This window comes from Roseovarius sp. MMSF_3281, from assembly GCF_030733685.1.
Classification (GTDB): Bacteria; Pseudomonadota; Alphaproteobacteria; order Rhodobacterales; family Rhodobacteraceae; genus Roseovarius.
Window position 1 is genome coordinate 93,603 of record NZ_JASHIM010000007.1, and the last position, 16,140, is coordinate 109,742.

Sequence of the window (16,140 nt, forward strand, 5' to 3'; positions counted from 1 at the left end):
ATGGCACGGCAGATTCCGGCCCGCGCCGGGGGGCTTTTATCTTATTTCGCACGACACAAGACCGTGGCCAATCTTTTGCTGGTCGTTCTTGTCGTGTTGGGCCTTGCAGCCGTGCCCAAGATGCGGGCACAGTTTTTTCCCGACGTGGTGATCGACAGCGTCAGTGTCTCGGTCATCTGGGACGGGGCCAGTGCCGAGGATGTGGATGCCGCCATCGTGCAGGTGCTGGAGCCTGCGCTTCTGGCCGTGGAGGGCGTGGAAAGCAGCAGCGCCACCAGCCGCGAGGAACGCGCCAGTATTCAGCTTGAATTCGAGCCGGGTTGGGACATGGGCCGCGCCGCCGATGAGGTGCAGGCCGCTGTCGACCAGATAACCACCCTGCCGGAAGAGGCCGAGGAACCGCAGGTGCGGCGCGGCGCGTGGCGCGACCGGGTCACCGATATCGTCATCACCGGCCCCGTGGCGACCGAACAGTTGGGCCTTTATGCCGATGAACTGATCACGCGCCTGTTCGATGCGGGCGTGACGCGCACCACGGTTCAGGGGGTCGCCGCCCCGCAGACCCTTGTCGAAGTGCCCTCGGTCAACCTTATGGCGCATGACGTCACCATGGCCGAAATCGCCGAGGTGATCGCGGGCGAAGTGGATGCCGATCCGGCGGGCGATGTGACCGGGGCCAACACCCGCGTGCGCACCGGGGTTGAAAAACGCAGCCCCGATCAGATCGCGGCGATTGTCCTGCGCTCGAACCCCGATGGGACCACCCTGACCATCGGCGATGTGGCGACGGTTCGGATCGAGGGGATCACCCGCGAACTGAGCTATTTCGTGGGGGATCATCCAGCCATGTCGATCCGGGTGGATCGCTCGGCGCGTGGCGATGCCATCGCCATTCAAAAACAGGTCGCAGAAGTGGCCGAAGCCATGGAACGGACCCTTCCCGAAGGCGTTAGCATAGATTTGATCCGCACCCGGTCCGAGGCCATATCGGGGCGTCTGGATACGCTTCTGGACAACGGGATTACCGGGCTGGCGCTTGTAGTGGCGCTTTTGTTCATGTTCCTCAATGCGCGTACGGCCTTTTGGGTGGCCGCCGGTATCCCGGTGGCCATGCTGGCGGCGATTGCCCTGATGTTTATCGGGGGGCTGACGATCAACATGATCTCGCTTTTCGCGCTGATCATCACCCTTGGCATCGTGGTGGATGACGCCATCGTCGTGGGCGAACATGCCGATGCCCGGTACCGCAAGTTCGGCGAGGCCCCTGTGGTGGCCGCCGAACGCGCGGCACAGCGGATGGCCCTGCCCGTCTTTTCCGCCACGCTGACCACCTTGATCGCCTTTTTCGGCCTTAGCGCCATAGGCGGGAGATTCGGGGATTTGATCATCGACATCCCCTTTACGGTGATCGCGGTCCTGTTGGCATCGCTGGTCGAATGTTTCCTGATCCTGCCCAAGCATATGGCGCATTCCTTGTCCCATGCGCACAAGCGTCATTGGTACGACGCGCCAAGCCGGGTGGTGAACCGGGGTTTCGTCTGGCTGCGCGAAACGCTGTTCCGGCCCTTCATGGCCTGGGTGATCCGTTTGCGCTATCCGGTGATGGCGGGTGTGATCGCGATCCTTGCCTCACAAGTGGCGCTTCTGGTGCAGGGCGATGTGCAATGGCGGTTCTTCAACGCGCCCGAACGCGGCAGTGTCACCGGGAATTTCGCCATGGCCCCCGGGGCGACCCGCGCGGATTCCCTTGAGATGATGCGCGAGCTGCAACGCGCGACCGAAGCCCTGGGCGCTGAGTACGAAGAACGACATGGGCGTAATCCGCTGGACTATGTCATGGCACAGGTGGGCGGCAACACGGGTTTTGGCCTTGCCGGGGCCGATACCAAGGATGCCGACCAGTTGGGCGGTATCGCGATCGAGTTGATCGACGCCGATCTGCGCCCCTATTCCAGCTTTGCTTTCGTCGGCGAATTGCAAAACCGGGTACAGCAACACCCCTTGGCCGAAACCGTCAGCTTCAGGGGGTGGCGATCCGGGCCCGGGGGCGATGCGCTTGACGTGGAGTTTTACGGCGCCACCGCCGAGACCCTGAAAAACGCCTCCGAGGCACTTAAGGACGCGCTGCTGCGTTACCCCGAGGTCTCGGCGGTGCAAGACAATCTTGCCTATGACAAACAGGAATTGATCCTTGAGTTGACCCCGCAGGGACAGGCGCTTGGCTTTACCATCGACGGCTTGGGACGTGTCCTGCGGCACCGTCTGAACGGGATCGAGGCGGCCACCTACCCATCCGGCCCGCGCAGTGCCGAGATTCGCGTGGAACTGCCCGAAGGTGAATTGACCGCCGATTTCCTTGAACGGATGCAGTTGCGCACACCGACGGGGGCTTATGTGCCCTTGGCCGATCTGGTCAGTGTCGAGGACCGCACCGGGTTTTCCACCGTGCGTCGCGAAAACGGTGTGCGCCTGATCAATGTCACCGGCGATATCTCCGAGGATGACCCGGCGCGCGCCAGCGAAATCAGCGCGGCACTTGAAACCGAGATCCTGCCGGGCATCGCGGCAGAGCATCAGGTGGAATGGCGGATTGCGGGCCTGAGCGAACAGGAGAACGAGTTCCTGGCCGATGCGCGGCTTGGCCTTATCCTGACGCTGACCGGGATATACCTTGTGCTTGCCTGGGTATTTTCAAGCTGGACCCGGCCCATGGTGGTCATGGCGATCATTCCGTTCGGCCTGATCGGCACGATCTATGGCCATAACGCTTGGGGCGTGCCGCTTAGCATGTTCACGGTGGTGGGGCTGCTGGGGATGACCGGGATCATCATCAACGATTCAATCGTTCTGGTGACCACGATTGACGAACACGCCCGTGAACGGGGGCTGATTCCGGCGATCATCGAGGGCGCGGTAGACCGTTTGCGCCCTGTGTTCCTGACCACGGCGACGACGGTTCTGGGGCTGATGCCCTTGTTGTTCGAACGCTCGCAACAGGCGCAATTCCTCAAGCCCACGGTGATTACGCTGGTTTATGGGCTTGGGTTCGGGATGGTTTTGGTGCTTTTGGTAGTGCCTGCCCTGATCGCCATGCAGCAGGACGTTGCCCGCCAATCGCAGGCCCTGAAGCGAATCCTGCGCGCGCCGGTGCCCGCGGTGCGCAATACGGTGGTGGCTGGCGCCGTGGCCCTGTTTGCGTGGTTGACGGCGACTAACGGGGTGACGGTTGTGACCGGGGAACTTCCCGTTGCATTCACAAGCGCCGTGCCCCCGCTGGCAGAACTGCCGGCCATGCCTGCGGCCTTGGGGGTTTTCGTGTCGGGGGCTTTGGTGATCGTTCTTGCGCTATATTCGCTGCTGGCCCTTACCGGACGTCGCGAAGCGCATTAGGCGGCCTGCCAGATACAAACGCCGCCTACCCCCCGGGACAGCCCTTGATATCCACCGCTTGGCCCCCGCCGATCACGGTAATACGGATGCCGTCACGATTGAGGGCAAAGCTTTTACCATCGACATGGTAAAGCTCGGTCTCGATCACAAGGCGGCCACCCTGGCGCGCGGATTGCGCCTGCGCCACCCAGATTTGCGGATTGTCGGTTTCGATGACGGCAATTTCGCCCGCGCCTTGCGATGCCACGTCCACCTCGGCCCGCAGTCGCAGGCCATCGTCAATCGGCGTCATCCGGCAGACCACGCGCCCGACGCCCGCCTCCCTGGCCGAAAAGGGGCGCGCCGCAAGGGCGGCCACGATGCGCGGATCGCGTTTCCCTACGTCTTTCGGCAACTCTTGCGAGATACGCAACGTCAAAGGCAGGCAAACATCCTTGCACAGGCCCAGTTCAACCGTCCCGTCCAGCGTGATCGCCTTTCCCTTCTGGTTCGGCATGACGTGCAAAGGCAACGTCAGGCTATTGGCATAGCCGATGGTCCGCACCCCGTTTTGCGAAATCGCGCGCGGGGTGGGCCAAGTGATCGCAACCCCGGACAGGTTACGCGACCCCCGCCAATCAAACCGGGGCGGAATGCCCGCATCCCCCGGCGCGCGCCAATAGGTTTTCCAGCCGTCCTTCATATCAAGGTGCAAAGCCGCCACGTGGCGGCCATCCTCCCCGCGCCAGCCGGTCAGGATTCGTGCCTCGACCAAATCGGATGCAGGGTTGGCATACATTGGCGCGGCAAAAGCGCCGGCGAGGGCAAAACAAAAGGCAAGAAGGTGTGTTTTCATATCCTTCAAATGGGGGATCTGCCTTGAAATGCCAACTCACTTTCCAGCGAGAAGTCGCGAGCATGGCCCAAGAGGTTCTTGCACTGTGGCCACGCTGCCCCCATTCTCGAAGTATAAGGCCAGAAAAGGGCATCGCGTGACTGAGCAAATCGACCTGACCGGCAAACTTTTGATCGCCATGCCCGGCATGGGTGACCCCAGGTTCGCCCATGCGGTGATCTATATCTGCGCCCATTCCGAGGATGGGGCCATGGGGCTGATGATCAACAAGCCCACCGATGACTTGCGCCTGCGTGACCTTCTGGAGCAGCTTTCCATCAAGTCCACGCCTGACACACGCGATATAAAGGTGCACTTCGGCGGGCCGGTGGAACATGGGCGCGGTTTCGTCCTGCATGATTACGGCTATCATTCCTCGATTTCCACGCTGGATGTGAACGAGGATTTCGCCATGACCGCCACCTTGGATATCCTTGAGGATCTGGCCGAAGGGCGCGGCCCGGGCAAAGCCTTGATGGCGCTTGGCTATGCCGGGTGGGGACCGGGACAGCTTGAGGCCGAGATTTCCGAGAACGGCTGGCTGACCTGCGAGGCCGATCATGATCTGGTGTTCCAGACTTCGGACACCCAGAAATGGGAAAAAGCCCTGAAAACCTTGGGGATCAGCGCGCTTGCGCTTTCGGCCGAAGCCGGTCACGCCTGAGGATTATTTCAATTCAACCTCGACAAAGGCCATGGGCGCAGTGCCGCCATTGACCACATTATGCTCAACCCCTTCATCGCGGCGATAACAATCGCCAGCAGGCACCAAGACCTCCTTCACCTCACCCCCCGGTAGCTCCAACCGCATCTGGCAATCGGTTAGCGCGGTGATGACATAATCATACTCGTGCCGGTGCCAGCCGGTTTCTTGCCCCGGTTCAAAGTCGAATCGGGTCACCCGGACGCGCTCATCGTCGATCATCAGGGTCGGTGTGCAAGAATTGGTCATGATGATACCTTTGCGGAATGAACTTTCCGCAGAATGACGCGCAACGCCTGAGATGCCAAGATGTTCGGAGTTTGGTAGCGGAGGAGGGACTTGAACCCCCGACACGCGGATTATGATTCCGCTGCTCTAACCACCTGAGCTACTCCGCCAAACCGAGGCGGTAGGTATGACAGGGGGCGCGTCAGGTCAAGGCCCAAAATCGTGGTTTTGCACGGGTTGGTCAGCTTCGGGGCAAAAGCGGCTCAATGGCGGCGGTGATCGCCTTGGATTGTGGGCGCGTCACCGAGCCCCACAGCCCTTCAACGCCCCCATCGGGGCCGATCAGCACCTTGTTGAAGTTCCAGCTTGGCGTGAAGTTCTGCGTTTCGGCCAGCCATTCATAGAACGGATGCGCCTTGGCCCCGCGGACATGTGTGATCGTGGTCATCGGCAGTGTCAGGTTGAAGTTCACCTCGCAGAATTCGGCCACATCTTCATCGCTGGCAAGCTCCTGCTTGAAATCCTGCGAGGGGACGGCCAGCACCACAAGGCCCCGCTCACGGTACTTGTCATAGAGCGCCTGAAGCCCATCGTATTGCTTGGTAAAGCCACAGCGCGAGGCGGTGTTGACCACCAGGATCGGCTTTCCGGCCCATTCGGAAAACGACAATGTGCCGCCGTCGATCGAACCGAACTGCCAGTCTTGCGGCGCGGCCAAGGCCGGAAAAGCCGCGAGTCCGGCACACAGGCAGGCATATCCCAGTATATCGCGGCGGGTTGGGTTCGGCATGACGGGCTCCGACTACTTGCTGCATTTCATAGGAGAATAGGGCGGTCGCGGCCTCCGTCCAATCACACTTGTGTCCCGACCCGCGCTCACGCATCTTGGCCGCCATGACAGCGACAGATATCACACCGCATCTTGACGCTTTGCGTGCACTTCTTGGTCCCGAGCATGTCAAAACCGGGGGCGAGGCCGCGCCATGGTCGCGCGATTGGCCCGGCCACGCGCATTGGACACCCTTGGCCGTGGTCCGCCCCGCCAATACGCAGCAGGTGGCGCAGGTGGTCAAATGGGCCAATGAAACCGGCACCCCGATTGTTCCGGTGTCGGGCAATACCGGGCTGGTGGAAGGCAGCACCGCCGAGGGGGCCGTCATGGTTTCGCTTGATCGGATGTCGGCCATCCGAGAGGTGCGGGCAACATCGCAAATCGCCATTGTCGAGGCCGGTGCGATCCTGTCGAATATCCACGCCGCTGCCGAGGCGCATGACCTGATTTTCCCGCTGACCTTCGGGGCGCGTGGATCAGCGATGATCGGCGGGGCGCTGTCGACGAATGCGGGCGGGTCGAACGTGGTGCGCTATGGCAATACGCGGCACCTGTGCCTTGGGATCGAGGCCGTTCTGCCAACCGGTGAAGTCGTTGATTTGATGAGTGAATTGCGCAAGGACAACTCTGGCTATGACCTGCGTGACCTGCTGATCGGGGCCGAGGGGACATTGGGCATCATCACCGCTGCCGTCCTCAAGCTGCATCCCAAGCCCAGGGCCTATGCCACGGCCATGGTCGCCGCGCCTTCGTTGAAAGATGCGCTGACGCTACTCAACACCTTGCAACAGGAAACCGGCGGCGCGGTTGAGGCCTTTGAATTCATGCCGCGGGTTTACATGGAAGCCTATCTTGAACGCTTCCCCGAGGCCCGCGCGCCCTTTGACGGGATGCACGACATCAACATTCTGGTCGAGATCGGCGCGCTTTCCCCGCGTGATGCCACCCCCGGCCCGGATGGTCAGGTGCCCGTCACGGCCCACCTAGAGGAGGTCCTGGGCCGGCTGTTCGAGACCGGCGCCATTCTGGATGCCGCTGTCGCCCAGTCGGATGCGCAACGCCAAGAGATGTGGGCGCGGCGCGAAGCCTCGGCCGAGGTGGCGCGCCTGAGGCAACCCTTGGTCGATAACGATATCGCCGTGCCCTTGGACAGGATGCAGGATCTTCTTGAGCGGATCACCGAGAACGCGCAGGCGCTAGACCCCGGCCTGATCCCGATGTGCGTGGCGCATCTTGGCGACGGCAACCTGCATTTCGCCGGTTGGCCAAGCACCGAAGACCCTGAAACCTTGAATAAAATCAAGGACATGGTGGACGACACCGCGATTGCCTTGGGCGGGAGTTTCTCGGCCGAACACGGCGTGGGCCTGACCAAGAAACCGGCGATGTCCCGGCACAAACACCCGGCGGCCCTTCAGGCGATGCGCGCAATCAAGCACGTGCTTGACCCGAATGGCATCATGAACCCCGGCAAGGTGCTGCCCGACGATTAGTCCCGCCAGTCGAAGAACCCCGGTCCACCCTGTTCCAATAGCTTTACCGCCATCTCTCGGCCAAGGTCGGGACCGTCCTCGATGGGCGCTGTCCGGTCATCGCTGAGCGCCTCTGACCCGTCCGGGCGCAGCACCTCGCCACGCAGGCGCAGCGTGCCCCCATCCAGTTCCGCCAAACCCGCAATGGGCGTTTCGCAAGAACCGTCAAGCGCCGCAAGGAAGGCCCGTTCCGCGGCAAGCCTCTGGCCGGTGACCTTGTCATGGATCGCGGTGAGCATATCGGCGGTGCGGGTGTCATCCGCGCGGCGTTCGATCCCGATGGCCCCTTGGGCCACGGCGGGTAGCATGACCTCGGGGGCAATGGCCGCCGTGGCCACGTCGGCGCGGTCCAGACGGTTAAGCCCGGCCATGGCAAGGAAGGTGCAGGCGGCCACGCCATCGTCCAATTTCTTCAATCTTGTCTGCACGTTACCGCGAAACTCCACGACTTCCAGATGGGGGTATTTCACCAAGACCTGCGCCTTGCGCCGCAAGGACGAGGTGCCGACCTTGGCCCCCTCTTCCAGCTCGGCCAGCGATGCAACACGAGGCGAGACAAAGGCATCGCGCACGTCTTCGCGCGGCAGGTAGGTGTCCAGCACCAGCCCCTCGGGCTGCAAGACCGGCATGTCTTTCATCGAGTGAATCGCGATGTCGATCTCACCGCTGAGCATCGCCTCTTCGATCTCGCGGGTGAAAAGGCCCTTGCCGCCGATCTCTTTCAGCGGGCGATCGATCACCCGGTCGCCTGTGGTTTTTATCACAACGATTTCAAAGGCTTCCTGCGGAAGATCGAAAGCGGCGGACAGCCTGTCACGGGTCTCGTAAGCCTGTGCAAGGGCCAGCGGAGATCCACGGGTGCCCAGCTTCATCGGGGTATCGGGGGTAGGTAGATCGCGTGTCATGGCACGGGTCTAGACGTGTCCCTGCCCCCTGACAAGCGGCGGGTGCTTGACATTGTGTCGCCACGGGGTGACCACCTTGCCAAACGGAGGAACGACATGGCCGCGCAAAAGACGATCCTGAGGGCCCTTGCGGGCGAAACGCTGGACACACCGCCGATCTGGATGATGCGGCAGGCCGGGCGCTATCTGCCCGAGTACAAGGCCACGCGGGCCGAGGCGGGCGATTTCCTTTCCTTGTGCTATAACAGTGACTTAGCCACCGAAGTCACCCTGCAACCGATCCGCCGCTACGGCTTTGACGGGGCGATCCTGTTTGCCGATATCCTGCTGGTGCCGCAGGCGCTTGGCGCGGATTTGTGGTTTGTCACGGGCGAAGGCCCGCGCCTGTCGACCATCACCAACGAGGCGGGGTTCAAGGCGCTGAAACCGGCGGCCGATATCCACGAAACCCTAAATCCGATTTACCAGACCGTGCGTAACCTTGCCGCAGCACTGCCACCGGAGACCACCCTGATCGGATTCGCCGGTGCGCCATGGACCGTGGCCACCTACATGATCGCCGGAAAAGGCACGCCGGACCAAGGCCCGGCGCATGCCTTGAAGGCTGAAAACAAAGAGCTTTTCGAGGCGCTTCTGGAACGGCTGACCGAAGCCACCATCGAATATCTCTCGGCGCAGATCGAGGCGGGCGCGGAATGCGTGAAGCTGTTCGACAGTTGGGCCGGGTCGCTGAAAGGTGAAGATTTCGACAACTACGCGACCGCCCCGGCGAAACGCATCATCTCGGAACTGAAAGCCCGCCACGGCGATATCCCGATCATCGCCTTCCCCCGGCAAGCTGGGGATAAGTACATAGGATTCCACGAAAAAACCGGGGCGGACTGTGTTGCACTGGACGATTCGGTCAGCCCGGAATGGGGCGCCGCGAATGTGCAAACCTCGGGCTGCGTTCAGGGAAATCTTGCGTCAAAACATATGGTTACCGGCGGCGAAGACCTTGTGCGCGAAACCCGGCACATCGTCGAGGCCTTCAAACACGGGCCGCATATCTTCAACCTTGGCCATGGCATCACCCCCGATGCCGACCCCGACAACGTGCAACGGATGATCGACACGGTACGCGGCGGGTAAGACGTACATTTTGTACATCGAAAGGGGCATTTCTGTACAGAAATAGCCCCGCCGTGGGAGGGTTCTGTACAGATTGTACAGACAGCGCACCTGCGTACGCAGACGATGCACAGTGTTAACCATTTATCCGCATGCTGTCTTTCACACGCGGGAAACGGGATGCGCCATGTATATCGAGATCAACACCACCGAGTTTCGCAATCGGATCAAAGCCTACTTGGATCACCACCTGACCACCGGCGACCGCATCCTTTTGACCCGCCACGGGGAGCCGGTGGGCGCCTGGGTGAGCCATCGGGATTTTCAACGGCTGGAAGAGGCGGACAACAGCCGCGAGGAATTCCTGGAACACCGGCACCAACAGCGGATGCGCGACTATCGCATGTTGCGCGATGAGCAGATGTAGATGGGGGCGCTGCCCCCGCCGCCCTGCGGGCGACTCCCCCGGAGTACTTGGGGAAAGATGAAACGGCGCAAAGAGGGTTTCACCTGCCCCGGGAACCGATGCCGGACGGAACCCGTGGTGATTGCCCGCAGGCCCTCATTCGTGGGATCTGTCGGATGCTTCTTTCGGCAGGGCCGTCAATTTTGTCCCATCGGCGCTGAGGCCAGATGGGCGCAGAGATCCGGGATTCCCTTCGACAACGGGGTTTGCGGGCGGAATTCAAGGGCGCGCATGGCAAGGATGTTATCGATTCCAGACAGGCCGCGCGCGGTTGGATCGGCAGGCGCACAGGTTATCGTTACCTCGGGGTAGAGATCCCTTGCCAGATTGACCACGTCCTCCATCACGACGCCGCGCCCGGCGGTGATGTTGAGGATTCTCTCGTGCAGGTGTTCGACCCGCGCCGCGAGGATGACACCGCGGACCGCGTCGTCGATATGTAGAAAATGGGTATAACTGTCCGACGGGACCGTGAGCCTTGAGGGCTGCCCCGTCGCGGCGGCGCGCAGCATTTTTTCCAGCGTGGTCGGCGTTTGCCGCCCGGGCCCGTAGATCCAGGACAGGCGCAGGGCAACGGCATCGAGGCCGTGCTGCCTTGCATAGGCCGTCATCAGCTGTTCGCCGGCCAGTTTGCTTGCCGCATAGACGTTATCGGGGCGCGGCGGCGTCGTTTCATCGACGTGACCGGCCTGATCGCCATAGACTTCGCTGGTCGAACAGATGACCACACGCGTCACCTGGTGTCGGCGCGCGGCTTCCAGAACATTGGCTGTGCCGTCGCCATTGATGCGCCAGATATCGAGGGGCCGGTCCGGCATCACCATGGGCCCCGAGACCGCGCCGCAATGCAAGATCGTCTCGAAGCCGCCTTGCCTGACGACGTCATCGACCTGATCGAACCGCGTGACGTCACATTGCACCCTTGCGCCGTCGGGCGAGGTTGCAAAGCCGATATCGCTGGTCACGATATCATCCCCCCGGTCAAGCAGGCCCTTGGAAATGGCCGCGCCCAGAAAGCCGCCGCCGCCCGTGATCAGGACGCGCCCCAATGCCCGCGTGTTCGATGGTTCTTCGGCGTCCTGGGGTGTTTCGGGTCTGTTCGTCATGTGCATCTTTCAATGGTCTGAAACGCGTGTGAATAATCGGCCTGGCGCGATATCCAGCACAGCCAGGCGGCGCGAATTGCCTTGGCCAATCTTGCGCGGAATCTTTTCATCCGGCCCAGCGGAGTTTAGAATAAACCACTGCCATTCATAGGAAAAGTGCCAGAAATCACGCGAAGGAAGGGTGTCTTGGGACAGCTTGATAATCGAGTAGCTATCGTCACGGGTGCGGCCACCGGCCTGGGCCGGGGTATCGCCATGCTTTATGCGAAAGAGGGGGCGGATGTTGCCCTGTTGGACCGGAATGGGGCGGGCTGTGACACGGTGGCGGCGGAGATCACGAAGCTTGGCCGCAGAAGCCTGGCAATCGAAGTGGACGTCGGTGAAGAAGAGGCCGTCAACGCGGCGATTGGTGACGTGGGCAAAACGCTTGGCGCGCCCGATATCCTGGTCAATAACGCCGGTATCATTACCGTCGCGCCGCTGGACGGGATGGACACCGCGACATGGGACGAGATGTTGCGGATCAATCTGAAAAGCGTGTTCCTGTGCACCCGTGCCGTCCTGCCTGCCATGCGGGAAAAAGGGTACGGGCGGATTATCAACATAAGTTCGCAGCTTGCGCATAAAGGCGGGTTCGGGATGACCCATTATGCCGCCGCCAAGGCGGGGGTGATCGGCCTGACCAAGGCGCTTGCGCATGAGGTCACCGCCGAGAATATCGCGGTAAACGCGATCTGCCCCGGGCCGCTTCAGACCGATATGAAGTTGCCCCCCGAATGGGCGAAGACCAAACAGGACGATCTGTTGGTCGGACGTCAGGGCAAGGTCGAGGAGATCACGCCGACCGCGCTGTTGCTGGCCACGGAAAATGCGGCCTTCTATGTCGGCACGACATTCAATCCGAACGGCGGCGACGTCATGATCTAGACGCTTATTGCCCCGTGATTGTTTCGCGGGCCAGCGCCGAGCAGATCGAGCGGGCCGACGTGATTTCGGCCCTGAAGGAGATACGCTCCAATGCCGCTTCGTGCCGTATCTCGGTGTCCGTGGCACAGGCATCCTCGATACAGATCATCCGGTATCCGAGCGTTGCGCCGACCTTTACCGTCTGTTCGACGCATTGATCGGTCAGGAACCCGGTGCAGAGGATGGTCGAGATGCCCATGTTGCGCATGACATAATCGAAATTGGTCGAATGGAAGAGACAAGCCGACGATTTGCGCAGGGTTATCTCATCCCCGAGCGGGGCAACCTCGGGGGTGACTTGCCCGCCGGGGGAGCCCTTGGGAATGTTAAATCCCGAAAGCTTGTAGTCGATGCTGCGATCCCTGCCATCGGAGGTTAGATTCTCCATCACCGTATAGATCGGTTCGGCGCCATGGCCCCGCGCCGATGTCAGCAGCGTCTGGAGATTCGGCAGGACGGTTTGCGCCGCCCGGGTGTAGAAGGCCGGCCGGGGCGGGTGGTTGGCCGGGTCGAGAACAAAGTTCTGCACGTCGATAAGCAGCAGAGCGGTTTTATCCGGGTCGAGCGTCAACATCATGATGACCGGATCAGGGGTTCCTTCAACCCGAACAGCCCCTTTGGCCGGACCAGCAGGAAAGAGATAAGCGCCACGGCCACGATGACCTGGGTCACGCCATAGACGCCTGTCGATTCCTCGACCATGCGCAGCGATTCACTTCCGACGGAGATGAACAAGGCGGCCAGGATCGCGCCGACGATGGAGCCCTGCCCGCCGACGACGATGATCGCGATGAGGTTGAAGGCCAGGATAAGACCGAAGGACTTGGGCGACATGACCGAGACCACATGCGGCAGCAAGGCCCCGCAGAATCCGGCGATCCCCGCGCCAAGGGTGAAGGCCAAAAGCTTCAGCCGGAAGGCATCGATCCCGAAACACCGTGCAGCCATTTCGTTCTCGCGGACGGCCAGCATGGCACGGCCCAGCGACGCGTGCTTGATCCGCCAGCACAGGACGATGATCAAAACGGTGCAGATGCCAATCAGCCACAGCGACGCCTCGCGCGGCACGCCGGTGATCCCGCGCCCGCCACGTGTGAAACCATCCAGGTTCAGGGCGAAGGTCTGAACCACGATGATCAGGCCGAGCGTCGCAACGGCCAGGTAATGGGTTTGAAGGTGCACCACCAACCGCCCGATCAGCCAGCCCATGAAGGCGGCGACGAGGGCGCCAACCGTGGCGGCCAATGGCAGCGGCAGGTGAATTTGCGCGATGACCTCGGGCAACGCCGGCATAGCAAAGCCTTTGCGCCCGACGGGATAGGTGAACAGAATCGCCACATAGGCCCCCATGGTCATGAAGGCCGGGTGGCCAAGGCTGAACATCCCGGTGAAACCGTTGGTCATGGTCAGGCTGACCGCCAACATCACGTTGATCAGCGTAAGCGCGGTGAAGGTTTGAAAATACCCGTTCCCCGATCCGATGACAGCCAAGATCAAACCGCTGACAAGGACAACCAGAAACAAGAATGCCTGTAGGGGGCTAAGTGCCAGATTTTTCATGCCCGCTCCTGCTCGACTTCACCGAAAAGGCCCTGTGGTCGCACAAGGAGAATGAGAATGAGCAGGCCGAAGACAAAGGCATCGCGGTAGCCTGAGTATTCCGGGGGAAGAAAGCCAACGAAGGCGATTTCGGAAAACCCGAGGATATAGCCACCGGCGATGGCCCCCGGCAAGGAGCCCACCCCGCCAATGATCGTCGCAAGGAAAGCTTTCAGTCCCGGCAGAAAGCCCATGAGCGGATTGATTTGCCCGTATTTGCCGCTCCAGAACAGCCCGGCGAGCGCCGCCAGCGCCCCGCCCACGGCAAACACGAGAAAGACCAGCCGCCCGATCGAAATGCCCATCAATTGCGCGGCAAAGGGGTTTTCGGCAACGGCCCGTATGGCAATACCGGCACGTGTCTTGCGGATGAATGTCGTCAGCGCCAAGGCACACAGCAGCGTTACCGCCGGAATCACCAGGTCGATCAAGGCGACATCCGCGCCACCAATCGGGAAGCGCATCCGGAACACTTCCGGGAAATTGAAGTTCCGCGGCTGGGAACCAAGGAGTATGAGGGCAAGGTTCTGGATCGCGATCGACGCGGAGAGGGTCACGATAAACCCTGTAATCATCGGGGCGCCGCTGATCGAGCGGAACGCGATCCTTTCAATCAGCCCCCCTGCCAGGAAACCGCCGGCAAGGACCAAAAGCGGAATGACGGCCCAAGGCACCATATCGCTGGCCACCAAGCCGAAGGTCATGAAGGCGCCGATCATCAGCAGATCGCCATGGGCAAAATTAACCAGCCGGATCACCCCGTAGATCAGCGAAAACCCGATGGCCACCAGCGCATAAAGACTGCCCAGACTCAGACCGTTCACGATCTGCTGGATCAGATAATCCGACATCAGCCCACCCCCAGATATGCTTCGAACACGGCTGGATCATCCAGCAATTCCTTGCCGGTCCCGTTCAGCACGATTCGACCGGTTTCGATGACAAACGCCCGGTTTGCCAGTTCCAACGCCAGCATGGCGTTCTGTTCGACAATGAGCATGGTAACCCCCTGTTCGCGGTTCAGGTCTTCGAGAGCCCCGAAAATTTCCTCGGTGATCTGGGGGGCGAGGCCAAGCGACGGCTCATCGAGCAACAGGAGTTTCGGTTGCGCGACGAGTGCCCGGCCGATGGCCAGCATCATCTGCTCACCCCCCGAAAGATTGCCGGCCTTCATTGTCCGGCGTTCCCCGAGGATAGGGAACCTTTCGTAAATTTCCGAGATGGACCGGGCAATGCGCGCCCGGTCGTCCGACAGATACGCCCCGAGCTGCAGGTTTTCCTCGATGCTGAGGCGCCCGAAGATTTGCCGCCCTTCGGGGCAATGCACGATGCCTTTCCTGACCAGATCAACGGCGCGCGTGCGACCGATGTCGATGGTTTCGCCTTCCGTTGTCAGTTCCAACCGCCCACCGGCGACCGGCAGCAGGCCCGAGAGGGCCATAAGGGTCGTGGTTTTGCCCGCGCCATTGGCGCCAATCAGCGTTGCGATTTCACCGGCTTCAACCTCTAGGTTGATGCCCTGCAAAACCTTGGTGCGTCCACGTGTGACATGCAGGTCTTCGACACGAAGCATTACATCACCTCCGAGCGGCGGCGGCCAAGGTAGACGGCCTCGACCTCGGGCATGCGAAGAACATCCTCGGTCTTGTCGCATGCAAGCATTTCGCCCTTGTTGACCACCACCAGCCGCCGACAGAGCGCGGCCACCATGCGCACGTTATGCTCAACGAGAATAATCGTCAGACCATCGTCGTTCAGGCGGCTGACCAATTCGGAAAGCCGGCCCTTTTCCGTGTCGGTCATGCCTGCCGCGGGCTCATCAAGCAGGAGCAGCGTTGGCGCACTGGCCAATGCGCGCGCGATTTCAACGCGGCGCCGATCACCATAAGACAATTCGGAGGCATTGCGCGTGGCGAAATCGGTCAATGCCGTACGTTCGAGCATATCATCGGCGATTTCGCGAATGCGTTTCTCGGCCTGTGTTTGGCCGGGCAGGCCGAAAACACAATGCAACAGGGATCGCCCTGCCCTTGCGTGGGCGCCTGCCATCACGTTTTCACGGACGGTCATATCGTCGAAAAGGCGAATATTCTGAAAGGTGCGCGTCATACCGAGGTGAGAGCGCTTTTCGGGGCTGAGCCGTGTAATATCGGTGCCTTCAAATTCCACGCGGCCATCGCTGGCCGGCATGACGCCCGTCAAGACGTTGAATGCCGTTGTCTTTCCAGCACCGTTGGGGCCAATCAAGCCAAGCAGATCGCCCTGTTCAACAGAGAAATCAAGCTTCGAAAGCGCCTGCACGCCACCGAAGTTCTTTGAGAGTTTTTGCACGTGTAACTGAGGCATAAGACCTTGTTGGTGGCTTTTCAGACAAAAATTAATTGATATTGTGGCGGTCTAAATGTCAAGATGTATCAAAAGTTTCATTT

Annotated in this window: 16 protein-coding genes and 1 tRNA gene; 6 read left to right on the forward strand and 11 right to left on the reverse strand. The window is 61.1% G+C overall.

The window, feature by feature from the left end; all coding sequences use genetic code 11:
• Nucleotides 1–3,390 (forward strand): efflux RND transporter permease subunit, encoded by a 3,390-nt coding sequence (locus RBB32_RS09595; protein ID WP_306152482.1) that lies wholly within the window; start codon nt 1–3, stop codon nt 3,388–3,390.
• A 25-nt stretch (nt 3,391–3,415) separates the two neighbouring features.
• Here RBB32_RS09595 and RBB32_RS09600 read toward each other — a convergent pair whose 3' ends face one another.
• A complete protein-coding gene (locus RBB32_RS09600; RefSeq protein ID WP_306152483.1) occupies nt 3,416–4,225 on the reverse strand; it encodes a protein-disulfide reductase DsbD domain-containing protein in 810 nt (269 codons plus the stop codon).
• Nucleotides 4,226–4,361: 136 nt separating this feature from the next.
• On the opposite strand from RBB32_RS09600, the gene RBB32_RS09605 reads away from it, so the two are divergent.
• Nucleotides 4,362–4,928, forward strand: coding sequence for a YqgE/AlgH family protein (locus RBB32_RS09605; protein WP_306152484.1), 567 nt, complete (start codon nt 4,362–4,364; stop codon nt 4,926–4,928).
• A gap of 3 nt (nt 4,929–4,931) precedes the next feature.
• Here the strand turns inward: RBB32_RS09605 and RBB32_RS09610 are convergent, their stop codons facing one another.
• The 3 genes from RBB32_RS09610 to RBB32_RS09620 form a co-directional block, all read right to left on the reverse strand.
• On the reverse strand, nt 4,932–5,216 hold the full coding sequence (locus RBB32_RS09610) for a cupin domain-containing protein (RefSeq protein ID WP_306152485.1): 285 nt from the start codon (nt 5,214–5,216) through the stop codon (nt 4,932–4,934).
• Between the two features lie 72 nt (nt 5,217–5,288).
• Nucleotides 5,289–5,365, reverse strand: a tRNA-Met gene (locus RBB32_RS09615).
• A gap of 71 nt (nt 5,366–5,436) precedes the next feature.
• A complete protein-coding gene (locus RBB32_RS09620) occupies nt 5,437–5,985 on the reverse strand; it encodes a glutathione peroxidase (protein WP_306152486.1) in 549 nt (182 codons plus the stop codon).
• A gap of 104 nt (nt 5,986–6,089) precedes the next feature.
• Between RBB32_RS09620 and RBB32_RS09625 the strand changes: the two genes are divergently transcribed.
• Nucleotides 6,090–7,520 (forward strand): FAD-binding oxidoreductase, encoded by a 1,431-nt coding sequence (locus RBB32_RS09625; protein ID WP_306152487.1) that lies wholly within the window; start codon nt 6,090–6,092, stop codon nt 7,518–7,520.
• On the opposite strand, the gene hemC is transcribed toward RBB32_RS09625, so the two are convergent.
• Nucleotides 7,517–8,464: a hydroxymethylbilane synthase gene (gene hemC / locus RBB32_RS09630; protein ID WP_306152488.1), complete on the reverse strand. Its 948-nt coding sequence runs from the start codon at nt 8,462–8,464 to the stop codon at nt 7,517–7,519. The two genes, RBB32_RS09625 and hemC, sit on opposite strands and share 4 nt — an antisense overlap.
• A 96-nt stretch (nt 8,465–8,560) precedes the next feature.
• On the opposite strand from hemC, the gene hemE reads away from it, so the two are divergent.
• Both hemE and RBB32_RS09640 read left to right on the forward strand, forming a co-directional pair.
• A complete protein-coding gene (hemE, locus tag RBB32_RS09635; protein ID WP_306152489.1) occupies nt 8,561–9,595 on the forward strand; it encodes a uroporphyrinogen decarboxylase in 1,035 nt (344 codons plus the stop codon).
• A gap of 166 nt (nt 9,596–9,761) precedes the next feature.
• On the forward strand, nt 9,762–10,001 hold the full coding sequence (locus tag RBB32_RS09640; RefSeq protein ID WP_306152490.1) for a type II toxin-antitoxin system Phd/YefM family antitoxin: 240 nt from the start codon (nt 9,762–9,764) through the stop codon (nt 9,999–10,001).
• Nucleotides 10,002–10,177: 176 nt separating this feature from the next.
• Here RBB32_RS09640 and RBB32_RS09645 read toward each other — a convergent pair whose 3' ends face one another.
• A complete protein-coding gene (locus RBB32_RS09645; protein ID WP_306152491.1) occupies nt 10,178–11,146 on the reverse strand; it encodes an NAD(P)-dependent oxidoreductase in 969 nt (322 codons plus the stop codon).
• Nucleotides 11,147–11,332: 186 nt separating this feature from the next.
• On the opposite strand from RBB32_RS09645, the gene RBB32_RS09650 reads away from it, so the two are divergent.
• Entirely contained in the window at nt 11,333–12,073 is a 741-nt protein-coding gene (locus tag RBB32_RS09650; protein WP_306152492.1) for an SDR family NAD(P)-dependent oxidoreductase, read from the forward strand.
• A gap of 4 nt (nt 12,074–12,077) precedes the next feature.
• On the opposite strand, the gene RBB32_RS09655 is transcribed toward RBB32_RS09650, so the two are convergent.
• The 5 genes from RBB32_RS09655 to RBB32_RS09675 are packed head-to-tail and all read right to left on the reverse strand — an operon-like array spanning nt 12,078 to nt 16,057.
• Nucleotides 12,078–12,689: a cysteine hydrolase family protein gene (locus RBB32_RS09655; protein WP_306152493.1), complete on the reverse strand. Its 612-nt coding sequence runs from the start codon at nt 12,687–12,689 to the stop codon at nt 12,078–12,080.
• Nucleotides 12,686–13,672: a branched-chain amino acid ABC transporter permease gene (locus RBB32_RS09660; RefSeq protein WP_306152494.1), complete on the reverse strand. Its 987-nt coding sequence runs from the start codon at nt 13,670–13,672 to the stop codon at nt 12,686–12,688. The genes RBB32_RS09655 and RBB32_RS09660 overlap by 4 nt, the downstream gene beginning before the upstream one ends.
• Nucleotides 13,669–14,562 carry a branched-chain amino acid ABC transporter permease gene (locus RBB32_RS09665; protein WP_306152495.1) on the reverse strand — a complete coding sequence of 298 codons (894 nt, stop codon included), beginning with the start codon at nt 14,560–14,562 and terminating at the stop codon, nt 13,669–13,671. The genes RBB32_RS09660 and RBB32_RS09665 overlap by 4 nt, the downstream gene beginning before the upstream one ends.
• Nucleotides 14,562–15,284, reverse strand: a complete 723-nt coding sequence (locus RBB32_RS09670) for an ABC transporter ATP-binding protein (RefSeq protein WP_306152496.1) — start codon at nt 15,282–15,284, stop codon at nt 14,562–14,564. Before RBB32_RS09670 ends, RBB32_RS09665 begins: the two co-directional genes overlap by 1 nt.
• Nucleotides 15,284–16,057, reverse strand: a complete 774-nt coding sequence (locus tag RBB32_RS09675) for an ABC transporter ATP-binding protein (RefSeq protein WP_306152497.1) — start codon at nt 16,055–16,057, stop codon at nt 15,284–15,286. Before RBB32_RS09675 ends, RBB32_RS09670 begins: the two co-directional genes overlap by 1 nt.
• Nucleotides 16,058–16,140: the final 83 nt, after the last annotated feature.

What these genes read in the sequence shown, in the direction of transcription:
- hemE (WP_306152489.1), top strand. Translation starts at nt 8,561, where the DNA reads ATGGCCGCGCAAAAGACGATCCTGAGGGCCCTTGCGGGCGAAACGCTG.
- RBB32_RS09610 (WP_306152485.1), bottom strand. Translation starts at nt 5,216, where the DNA reads ATGACCAATTCTTGCACACCGACCCTGATGATCGACGATGAGCGCGTC.
- RBB32_RS09595 (WP_306152482.1), top strand. Translation starts at nt 1, where the DNA reads ATGGCACGGCAGATTCCGGCCCGCGCCGGGGGGCTTTTATCTTATTTC.
- hemC (WP_306152488.1), bottom strand. Translation starts at nt 8,464, where the DNA reads ATGACACGCGATCTACCTACCCCCGATACCCCGATGAAGCTGGGCACC.
- RBB32_RS09645 (WP_306152491.1), bottom strand. Translation starts at nt 11,146, where the DNA reads ATGACGAACAGACCCGAAACACCCCAGGACGCCGAAGAACCATCGAAC.
- RBB32_RS09600 (WP_306152483.1), bottom strand. Translation starts at nt 4,225, where the DNA reads ATGAAAACACACCTTCTTGCCTTTTGTTTTGCCCTCGCCGGCGCTTTT.
- RBB32_RS09660 (WP_306152494.1), bottom strand. Translation starts at nt 13,672, where the DNA reads ATGAAAAATCTGGCACTTAGCCCCCTACAGGCATTCTTGTTTCTGGTT.
- RBB32_RS09620 (WP_306152486.1), bottom strand. Translation starts at nt 5,985, where the DNA reads ATGCCGAACCCAACCCGCCGCGATATACTGGGATATGCCTGCCTGTGT.
- RBB32_RS09675 (WP_306152497.1), bottom strand. Translation starts at nt 16,057, where the DNA reads ATGCCTCAGTTACACGTGCAAAAACTCTCAAAGAACTTCGGTGGCGTG.
- RBB32_RS09655 (WP_306152493.1), bottom strand. Translation starts at nt 12,689, where the DNA reads ATGATGTTGACGCTCGACCCGGATAAAACCGCTCTGCTGCTTATCGAC.
- RBB32_RS09670 (WP_306152496.1), bottom strand. Translation starts at nt 15,284, where the DNA reads ATGCTTCGTGTCGAAGACCTGCATGTCACACGTGGACGCACCAAGGTT.
- RBB32_RS09665 (WP_306152495.1), bottom strand. Translation starts at nt 14,562, where the DNA reads ATGTCGGATTATCTGATCCAGCAGATCGTGAACGGTCTGAGTCTGGGC.
- RBB32_RS09640 (WP_306152490.1), top strand. Translation starts at nt 9,762, where the DNA reads ATGTATATCGAGATCAACACCACCGAGTTTCGCAATCGGATCAAAGCC.
- RBB32_RS09625 (WP_306152487.1), top strand. Translation starts at nt 6,090, where the DNA reads ATGACAGCGACAGATATCACACCGCATCTTGACGCTTTGCGTGCACTT.